The following is a 4,876-nucleotide window of genomic DNA, read 5'->3' as shown; positions in this document are numbered from 1 at the left end:
CGTTACAGGAGAGCATCTGCACCTTTCGATAAAACATAAAGGAAAATACCTGTGTCCTATTCGCTTCATGAATAGCCTTCATGCCCGGCTAACCGCATTACCTAAAAAGTAAATTTTCTAACAAAAACACATTTCCAATGAAACAGATCGGTTCATACCCTACCAACAAGCTCCATGAAAATATCGCTAACCAGCTGATCAAAAAGCTGGAACAGGGCACCGCTCCATGGCAGCTGCCCTGGGAAACTGCGCCCGCTTACCTGGCGCTTCCTTATAACGCGGTGACAGGTAACCGCTATAAAGGGATTAACATATTATCACTCCTGTTATCGGATCACGGGGATCCGCGCTGGGTAACCTACAAACAGGCCGAAAGTAAAGGTTGGCAGGTACGAAAGGGAGAAAAGGCTGTAGCCATACAATTTCGTAAAACCAATGAATTTGTGCCTGTACTGGATGAAGCCGGAAACAAGGTGCTAAACGAGCAGGGAAAGCCCGAAGGATACACCGTTCCCCTAGAGCACCCCATTATAAAAACGGCCTGGGTGTTTAACGCCCGGCAGGTAAATGGGATGCCGCCTCTTGAAAATGAGCGCCAAGCGGAGCACGCTTGGACACCGATCGAAAGAGCAGAACGGCTCGTGCGCGCAACAGGCGCAAAAATCCAACATGTCCAGGGTAATAAAGCCTACTACAATCCCATCGCCGATGAAATAACGCTCCCGCTCACCAGCCAATTTTCTTCACCGGACCGATATTATGCCACGGCCCTGCACGAACTCGGTCACTGGACGGGACATGCCGCGAGACTAGATCGCCGTATTATGAACAGGATAGGTACTCGGGAGTACGCTCGAGAGGAACTCCGCGCCGAGATCGCTTCGCTACTGATCGGTCACGAGCTAAAGATAGGTCACGATCCCGGACAGCACACTGCCTACGTAAATGCCTGGATAAAGACGCTGCGAGATACACCCACCGAGATACTGGCCGCTACCGCAGATGCCGAGCGTATCTACGATTACGTGATGGATTACGAGCGGCTATACAGTCGGAATATAGCGGCGTCAAGGCCCGAAGCCAAAATTGTTACGATGAATCCGCGTGCACTCCTTCCAGCAGACGATTTGACTATGGGTCAGGAAGTCACTGTCAATGGGTCGACCTATAAAATGACGGGTGTACTTAAGCGGGGCCGGATTCGACTGGAAGAACTCGCAAGTGGCATGGAGATCTCCGTCAGCCGTCAGGATCCGTTTTATCAAACTTTACTGGAGGCAGGCAGAAACCAAACAGCACAGGAGCAGTCATCATCCAGCACGGCAAACGCGCGCACAGAATCTCATGACAACGATTTTCAGCCTGATATAAGCCGATAAGCGTACTGGATTACAACAACCATAATCTTCTAATTTTTTTTATTATGAAAAAGCAAAACAATCCAAGAGAACTACCCGTTCGAGATTTAGAAAAATTGGGTCTCTACGCTAATGGAGGTATAGCGTTATCTGCCGATAACGTAGACGCGCTATACGCCGGTCGGCGTACCGATATGCTCGATCTTACGGATATTGAACTCGGTGGCCTTAAATTTCGGCACTTAAACGTCAAACTTTCTGTGCTTCGTAAGTCCTCGGGAGAAGTCATATTGCAGCTTCATCCGATCTATAAAGGGCCCCAGCTACACCCCTTATTGAGCGAAAAACAAACTCAGCAGCTTATTTCAGGAGAGCAAAACGTGATCGCGATCGACGCTGTTATTACCGATAAGAAAACCAAACGCGTGCTGATCGCATACGATCCACACGTAAAAGAATTCGTTACTTTAGATCCCAGTAAAGTAGAGGTCCCTTTGATGGTTAACGGCTTTTTACTTTCTGCCTATCAAAAAGATGATTTCCGAAATGGAAAAGTAGTGCACCTAGAAAATGGAATAGATATCCAGTACAGCGCAACGGAGTCTAAAGGCATCCTATCCAATAGCAAAAGATTGATGTTGACAGCCGAACGTGATGGACATACGGTTAATATCGCATATCGAGGATTAGAAAATATTCATGGTAGTATACTGGGCCAAACAGAAGGATTTAGTAAAAACTACAACGAGCTGGTCACCAAAAGCATTATCTCGGACAAAAACCTGCATGAAAGCGAAGCATCAATTCGAGAAAATTCTCGAAATAATTTGGATGAAACTAGATATGATCCAGATGTAAGTTACTAGATTTTGTTAGCACAGAACCAATTGATGATCATGGTAGTTCCGTGCGGGACTGTAGCTGACAGTGATTTACGACCTCAATACTTGGTTTCAAAGCACATCATAAGATTACTGAATTCTTCGCAAGCAGTTCTAATTAAAGATTGGTTAGCAGAAGTTAAAACAGGGAAGTCTACCAAAACACGAATAATTTACTTCAATATTTTATGCTTAGAATAAGCATATTACCCCAAATTCTTTTAAAAAATAGTAATAGTATTCCAGCTTTAATCGACAATATAATAGCACGTATGTGGAGACTGTAACATGAACTCCTAACATCTTGGAATAAGATTTCATATTTAATGAAGGAAACAAAACATTACCAACCATGTACTTTGTGATAATATTCTACATGCTTTACTTCTTTACGACGTGCTTTTTAATTCGCTTTATCGTGGTTTTGTCCAGTAAACCAGATTCTGTAATAGCTATCTGGTACGCTCGTTCTAAAAATTTTATTCCCTTTTTTGAGTTACTTAAAATATAGATAATTTCCTTGAGTATTCCGCTCTTTTTAGCAATCTGAAATATGCCTAAAGGCGGCCAAGTAGAATCTAAATAGCGTGCTACGAGATCATAGCGAAGAGTTTTGCATTTGTCCCAGTCGGGGAAAGCCAGATATGCAACGACCTGAAAAAAATTGCGTCCGGTTAAAAACGAATCATAAACAATTGGAAATGCAGAAATGAGCAGTTTAGAAGGATCCACTATTTGATTCTGATAAACATACCTTAATACATGGAATGCGGCTTTTTGCTTGCTTCCGTAATCACTAGACAGTCTCAATGTTTCGGCCCAATCATTTGAAAGTTCAATGTCAATATTTTTGTTTAACGAATTGGCTAATACTTCACTAATGACATCGATATATTTAACGATTAGTTTTTTCCAAAGTGAGGAAATGTTCAATACCGTTGTAAAGATAATTTCAACATTTGACAGCTGATTCTGTGGGTTGAAAATAATTTGGATAATGTAATCTGCTTGATCAGGACTAATTTTCTTTAAAAATATTTCCGCAATAATCGGATCAAAATTACTAATTAACTTTTCTACCAAAGTTTTAAATTCCTCGGCCTGTAACTTACTTATGACTGTTTGCGGCAATTTAACAAACCTATTAATAGCCTCCTGAAAAGGAACGTCGGCTAAAAGTATAAATATTGCGATCCTCATTTGATCACAACTCTTGAGAGGTGCTATAATCGAAAGTATTTTACGAGCAATCCGTTTATCGTGCGCTAACATAGTCAGCTGTTCAATGGACATTTGATTCATAACTTCACACAGAACATCATTTCTGACCGGTTTCTCCAATGAAGAATTTTGGATGAATTTCTGTATTTGTTTCAGATCAAACAACAAGATCTTAGTCATCAAACTATTTGCCTGTCCGAGATGGTTGTAAGCTGAGACAATATCTAACAACACTTCCGTTTTGTTATGTAACTTTGTGGATTCAAGTATGGTACGATCGAATTCCCTAATACCGAAATTTGTGTTCTCTGCAATCCTTAATAGTACCCGTTCATAAATTTCAATAGAGGCATTATCGAATAGTGCACTAACAATAGCACTCTGAGCTTTATTGTTAATGTAGATTAAAAGATTGTTCTTTGCTCTACTAATCGCCTTTGCATTTTCGACGCTTAAGGATCTTTCAATATATGCCGATATACGATCTTGATTCGATTCTATTAGCGACATCAATGTCTTGGAAAATTCCCTGCTTGTGGCCAACAAATGCAAACCGACAATATGAGGAACATCTTCTATAACCTGAATACCAGAATCTTGCAAAGAATCAGTAAGACCATTTCCTATACTACTAAATAAAACAGACGGAACTCGATTCGAAAATTGGTCGAAATTAACTATAAAATCTATAGCGACATCTGCGTCCTTGCGCGTGAGTACTGTACAAGCTGATTTGACGTCGAGCAATAACTGCCTACCCATCAATTTTTTCTTGTGTTTAACAAGTAGACCTGCATAAAATTTCCATGCATCACTCGGTACGAGCCTTACCTGAGCAACATCCACGGCATGACGAATATATGGCTCGACTCCTTTGTACAGTTCAGGGGCAAATACGGGTTGAGAGTTAATAATGTCTAATAAACCTAAGATTGCTATCGGAGATGCGTCGATCTTTGCCTTATCCAATAGTTCTTCCCAGAGAAGGTTTAATCGCAAGGTACTTTCGTCTTCTGCAGAAATAAAATCAAAGAGTGAAAGAATGGATCTATCGTGTAGAGAGGGGTCTGAATTTTTAAAAATTCGATCATACAGTTTGTTGGTCCATCGATGCCGGGCGGACTTTTTGGTCGTTTCTCCACCTTGAATGCGTCTTCCTGACCAATCGGCAAAGCGAGTGAGCATATAAGATGTTGAAAACATAAGATCAAATGGCCTATTATTGACTGTTCGAGGTGACAACGCCAATGTACATGCCGCAAATTTCTTTCGAAGACTAGGCCATAAAACTTTATATAGTCTTGCAATTATCTGAAGTGCGCTTTTACTATCAACCAGCAAGATCGGCTTCCGTGGTTCCAAAAACAATGCTTCAATCAATTCTTCTATTGGATCGTCAAAGTTCAACGGATTTAA

The 4,876-nt window shown here is 41.3% G+C and carries 3 protein-coding genes; 2 read left to right on the top strand and 1 reads right to left on the bottom strand.

All coding sequences use genetic code 11. From position 1 onward, the window contains the following. The first annotated feature begins 137 nt into the window (after positions 1-137). Both HP439_RS17675 and HP439_RS17670 read left to right on the top strand, forming a co-directional pair. Complete coding sequence (locus HP439_RS17675; protein ID WP_172391657.1) at positions 138-1,379, top strand: ArdC family protein; 1,242 nt, start codon at positions 138-140, stop codon at positions 1,377-1,379. 44 nt (positions 1,380-1,423) lie between these two features. After that, positions 1,424-2,224 carry a DUF4099 domain-containing protein gene (locus HP439_RS17670; protein ID WP_172391656.1) on the top strand — a complete coding sequence of 267 codons (801 nt, stop codon included), beginning with the start codon at positions 1,424-1,426 and terminating at the stop codon, positions 2,222-2,224. A 396-nt stretch (positions 2,225-2,620) separates the two neighbouring features. Here the strand turns inward: HP439_RS17670 and HP439_RS17665 are convergent. Further along, the coding region (locus tag HP439_RS17665) for a hypothetical protein (protein ID WP_172391655.1) at positions 2,621-4,876 on the bottom strand (2,256 nt) is incomplete at its 5' end.

The sequence above is a fragment of the Sphingobacterium shayense genome, assembly GCF_013179575.1.
In the GTDB taxonomy this organism is placed as follows: Bacteria; Bacteroidota; Bacteroidia; order Sphingobacteriales; family Sphingobacteriaceae; genus Sphingobacterium; species Sphingobacterium shayense.
Note: the sequence above shows the minus strand (reverse complement) of the source record. Positions and strands in the feature narration are given on the sequence as shown.

Coding starts and splice junctions, on each gene's coding strand:
- HP439_RS17675 (WP_172391657.1), top strand. CDS start 138: ATGAAACAGATCGGTTCATACCCTACCAACAAGCTCCATGAAAATATC.
- HP439_RS17670 (WP_172391656.1), top strand. CDS start 1,424: ATGAAAAAGCAAAACAATCCAAGAGAACTACCCGTTCGAGATTTAGAA.